Origin of the sequence: Corynebacterium macginleyi, assembly GCF_003688935.1 — a bacterium.
GTDB lineage: Bacteria > Actinomycetota > Actinomycetes > Mycobacteriales > Mycobacteriaceae > Corynebacterium > Corynebacterium macginleyi.
The window spans coordinates 1-4,245 of the sequence record NZ_REGE01000036.1; the positions used below are offsets into that span (position 1 = coordinate 1).

At 57.3% G+C, this 4,245-nt stretch carries 4 protein-coding genes; 3 read left to right on the plus strand and 1 reads right to left on the minus strand.

The features are described 5' to 3' along the window. Nucleotides 1-351 precede the first annotated feature (351 nt). Nucleotides 352-897 carry an OsmC family protein gene (locus D9V82_RS11690; RefSeq protein WP_121912507.1) on the minus strand — a complete coding sequence of 182 codons (546 nt, stop codon included), beginning with the start codon at nt 895-897 and terminating at the stop codon, nt 352-354. A 227-nt stretch (nt 898-1,124) separates the two neighbouring features. On the opposite strand from D9V82_RS11690, the gene D9V82_RS11695 reads away from it, so the two are divergent. From D9V82_RS11695 to D9V82_RS11705, 3 genes are read left to right on the plus strand one after another with little or no spacing between them, the layout of a single operon-like run. Beyond that, nucleotides 1,125-2,294, plus strand: a complete 1,170-nt coding sequence (locus D9V82_RS11695; protein WP_121912508.1) for an ABC transporter substrate-binding protein — start codon at nt 1,125-1,127, stop codon at nt 2,292-2,294. A gap of 13 nt (nt 2,295-2,307) precedes the next feature. Next, a complete protein-coding gene (locus tag D9V82_RS11700; protein WP_121912509.1) occupies nt 2,308-3,195 on the plus strand; it encodes an ABC transporter permease in 888 nt (295 codons plus the stop codon). Continuing rightward, on the plus strand, nt 3,188-3,952 hold the full coding sequence (locus D9V82_RS11705) for an ABC transporter ATP-binding protein (protein ID WP_121912510.1): 765 nt from the start codon (nt 3,188-3,190) through the stop codon (nt 3,950-3,952). Before D9V82_RS11700 ends, D9V82_RS11705 begins: the two co-directional genes overlap by 8 nt. The last annotated feature ends 293 nt before the right edge of the window (nt 3,953-4,245 follow it).

The following is a 4,245-nucleotide window of genomic DNA, read 5'->3' on the forward strand; positions in this document are numbered from 1 at the left end:
ATGTTTTCCGCCAAGATGCGGTCTTCCACGAGACGGACCACACGGTCCTTCGCATCTTGGTCAAATTTTCTTGGCATATTCCAGATTTTCCCATCTACTCAAACGGAACAAAACCTGGGACACTTCAATAACGGCATCGCGTGTGAACTGTTCTCAGTACCTGAACATGATGGTAGATTACCAATCTTGCCAACTCGACTGGGTTGGATATTAGGTGCCCACCAAATGGGGGGCAGGTCTCACGGGCTTTATGGTGCTCAACTCATCGTTGCAACGAGCCCTAGATCCCAAATTAACTAGGGCATAAGAAAAGCGCCTAGCTCTTGCCGGGCGCTTTTCTTTAGCTAAACCTTAGACCAACTCGTGGGTGAGGTTGGCCGGGCGGGTGTAGGTATTAACAACCGGGGACCACTTGATGGCGTCGTCCACGATCTTCTGTAGGGTCTCCTTGTCTGCGTCGCCGTCGATGTTGATTTTAACGCTGACGTCGGAAACGCCGGGGCGCTTATCCTCGCCCAAGTCACCAACGCCCCAGGTTGGGGAGATGTCGATGTCGCTGACGATGTCCAGCTCGAGTTTGGTCAGGGTAACGCCGCGGTGCTGGGCGATGGCCTGGATACCAACGTTAATGCAGGCGCCAAGACCAGCCTGGGCGACCTCAGTGGGGTTGGGTGCGGAGTCATCGCCAAGCAGCGGCAAAGGCTCACCCACCTTGATAGTGTGGTCTCGCACGGTGGTGTTATTGCGGAATAAACCGTCCGCCTCAGTGTGGGTGCGGATGTGCTTTTTGCCCCCTTCAGGGTTGTCGATGTTCTTCTGGGCGAGGTCCTTGAGCTTCTCGCCGTCGATGGGCTCGAGGGCGTCGCCTTCTTTGTGGTTAGGGGTGAGATCAGACATTAAATTGCTCCTTAAATCAGACAATTATCTACTGGTGGCGCCATACTAACTCGAAGGTTGGTATAAATCTAGAACAAGAGGTCTATTTTGTAGAGAACGGCAGGTCTGCGATGAATAAAAATGATATTCCTGCCGTTTTTGGTCCGTGAATTTAGAAATTGACACCTTAGCGCGCCTGCCCTAGGTTCATTCTGAACAAACCACTTGGTCTAGTGAAGAAAGAACGTATGGTGCATAACCGGAACCTGTCGCGACGGCAGATGCTTCGCAGTGCAGTGGCCATGGGCGGGGTGGCAGTAGGCTCGCAGGTGCTAGCGGCATGTTCCTCCCCCCGCCAGGAGGATCAGGCCCAGTCCGGACAACCCGGGCAGGAAGGGCGATCCCTCACCATCGGATTCGTGCCCATCGCGTGCGCGTCGCCGCTGGTCGCGGCCGATGGCTTGGGCGCCTTCGCACGGCAGGGGCTCAACGTTGAGCTGCGCAAATTCGCAGGTTGGGCGGATCTCTGGACCGCCTATGCCACCGGTGCCTTAGACGTAGCTCACATGCTCTCGCCCATGCCGCTAGCTATCGATGCCGGAGCCACCAACGCTTCCCGGCCCACCGAGTTGGCCTTTACACAAAACACCAATGGGCAAGCACTAACCTTGTCCACCTCGCACCTGGATACCGTATCGCGGCCGGCTGATCTCAAAGGCATGGTGCTGGGCATCCCCTTTGAATATTCGGTGCACGCCCTCCTGCTGCGCGATTACCTCGTGGCCGGCGGGGTGGATCCGGTTTCCGAGGTGGAGCTGCGCCTCCTGCGCCCAGCCGATATGGTGGCGCAACTTTCGGTGGGTACCATCGACGGCTTTATTGGCCCAGAACCTTTCAACCAGCGCGCCCTGACTACTGGATCTGGCCGCGCCTTTGTTCCTACCCGGCAGATGTGGGAAAACCACCCGTGCTGTTCAGTGGCCGTGGCGAAAGAAGTGGATCGCGGCGTGCGCGACCGTGTGGTTGCGGCACTGCAGGAAGGCGCGCAGTACGTCGATAGCCCGCACCATATCCATGAATCGGCCGCGATGTTGGCCAAGGAAAAATATCTGAACCAGAAAGAAGAACTGATTTCGCGAGCACTGGCCGGAAACTACACCACCTGGGACGGCAAGGACATGGTGGATCCACAGATGATCAAGTTTGGTGGCAGTACCTCTGCCACCGCTATTACGTGGATGGCTGCCCAAATGGCTCGCTGGAATCTGGGCGGAAGCGCGATGCCGATGAATGACCAAGCGTTGCTTGACGTCACGAAATCCGTTTTGCCGCGTGAAGCCGATCTCACTTCGGACCCGGTAAAGATCAACGGCCATACCTTCGATCCCCTACACCCTACCGCCGGATATCAGCGTTAAGGACTCCACGCTTATGACCACACTGAAAAATCACAGCGCTAACACCAGTACCAGCACTACAGACCCCACTGACGCCCAAGCAGCAGCGCCCCACCCGGGCCGCACCGCCGGCCGTAGGAATAAGCGGCGGGAGAGCCCATGGAAGGCGATGGGCCTGGGGATCGCGCTTTTCATTGCCTTCATCGCCATCTGGCAGGCGGTGGTGGCTGCGGGCTGGCTTTCTGATATCGCCCCCACCCCCGTGCGGACCTGGGATAGGGCCGTGGAGATCCTTGCTGATCCCTTTTACCGGGACGGGCCGGCCTCGGTGGGTATCTTCTGGCACATGGTGGCCTCTTTGCGCCGCGTGCTCATTGGCTTTGCCATTGCGATGGTGATCGCCATCCCGTTGGGCTTTTGGCTGGGGTCTTCTGCCACCTTCCGTCGCGCGACGGATCCCTTTGTCCAAATCCTGCGACCCGTGTCCCCGCTAGCCTGGCTGCCACTGGGCCTGGCACTGCTTCGCGATGCTGAAAATACCGCCGTCTTCGTCATTATTCTTTCCGCTTTGTGGCCGACGCTGCTCAATACCATCGAAGCGGTCCGTGGAATTCACCCCACGTATCGGAACTTGGCGGCTACGCTTGGCACGAACCGGATGCAACAACTCCTTTATATCGTCGGCCCGGCCGCATTGCCGGGAATTATTACCGGCATGCGGCAATCGTTATCGACCGCTTGGTTGGTTATCGTGGCCGCGGAAATGCTCGTCGGTGGGCAAGGAGTCGGCTTCTTTGTGTGGAATATGTGGAACCGTCTCGATATCGATGCCATCGTTGTGGTCATCGTGCTTATCGGAGTCATCGGATTGGCCCTGGATTACCTCGTTGCTTCCCTGCAGAAAGTGGTGCGCTATGACTAATGCACATATAGAGTTTGCTGGTATCACCAAAAGTTACGGCCCCACGAAGATCATTGGAGAAACATCAGTATCCATTGGAGAAGGCGAGTTCGTATCACTGCTAGGGCCATCGGGCTCCGGAAAATCCACCATGTTAAATATGATCGCGGGCCTCGCATTTCCCTCGACCGGCCAGGTGCGCGCCCGCGGCAAGGCCGTGGCCGGGCCTGGTCCGGACCGCGGGGTAGTATTCCAAAATCACGCGCTCTTGCCGTGGATGACTGCGCGCGGAAATATCGAATTCGGGCTGCGTTCGGCCCGACCGGAGCTATCGAAGGCAGAGCGTGCCCAGATTGCGCAGCATTTCCTCGACGAGGTCAGCCTGGGGCATGCAGCAGATAGGCGGCCGTCGCGATTATCAGGTGGCATGCAGCAGCGCGTCGGTTTGGCGCGCGCCTTCGCCATCGGATCGGATATCTTATTGCTCGATGAGCCCTTCGGAGCACTGGATGCGCTTACCCGCCGCCAGCTGCAGTCGCTACTGCTGAACGTGTGGGAAGAAAACCGCCGCACGGTGGTTATGGTTACTCACGACGTGGATGAGGCGGTACTGCTCTCAGATCGTATTTTGGTGATGTCACCGGGACCAGCGGCCACCATTATCGAGGATATCGAAGTAGGCTTACCCCGCCCGCGCAGCAGCAGCGATGACTCCGCGGTGGTGGAGCGCAAAAATGAGCTGCGCGAACGGCTCCTTGGGCTGCTCGAAAACGGCTAGAGCGAGAGGATGTTCCTATATAGGTTGTCAACTTCGTGGGTGGGCTTGTTGGGGGTGTGTTGACTTTAGGTTGCTGCGGCGTTGAGTCTTTTGCCTTCTTTGCGTTTTCGTTCATAGAATTGCCGGGAACGCTCGTGGAATCTGATCGATGCAAAAGACGATTGCCTGAGGTTACCCTCGTTTAGTGGACACCCTATTAGTACGGATCTTGTGTCCGTAGGAGAGGATGTTCATTGTGAGTTCGTCAAGGAAGAAGTACACCCCGGAGTACCGGCGTGAAGCCGCGAATCTGG

What these genes read in the sequence shown, in the direction of transcription:
- D9V82_RS11690 (WP_121912507.1), bottom strand. Translation starts at nt 897, where the DNA reads ATGTCTGATCTCACCCCTAACCACAAAGAAGGCGACGCCCTCGAGCCC.
- D9V82_RS11695 (WP_121912508.1), top strand. Translation starts at nt 1,125, where the DNA reads ATGGTGCATAACCGGAACCTGTCGCGACGGCAGATGCTTCGCAGTGCA.
- D9V82_RS11700 (WP_121912509.1), top strand. Translation starts at nt 2,308, where the DNA reads ATGACCACACTGAAAAATCACAGCGCTAACACCAGTACCAGCACTACA.
- D9V82_RS11705 (WP_121912510.1), top strand. Translation starts at nt 3,188, where the DNA reads ATGACTAATGCACATATAGAGTTTGCTGGTATCACCAAAAGTTACGGC.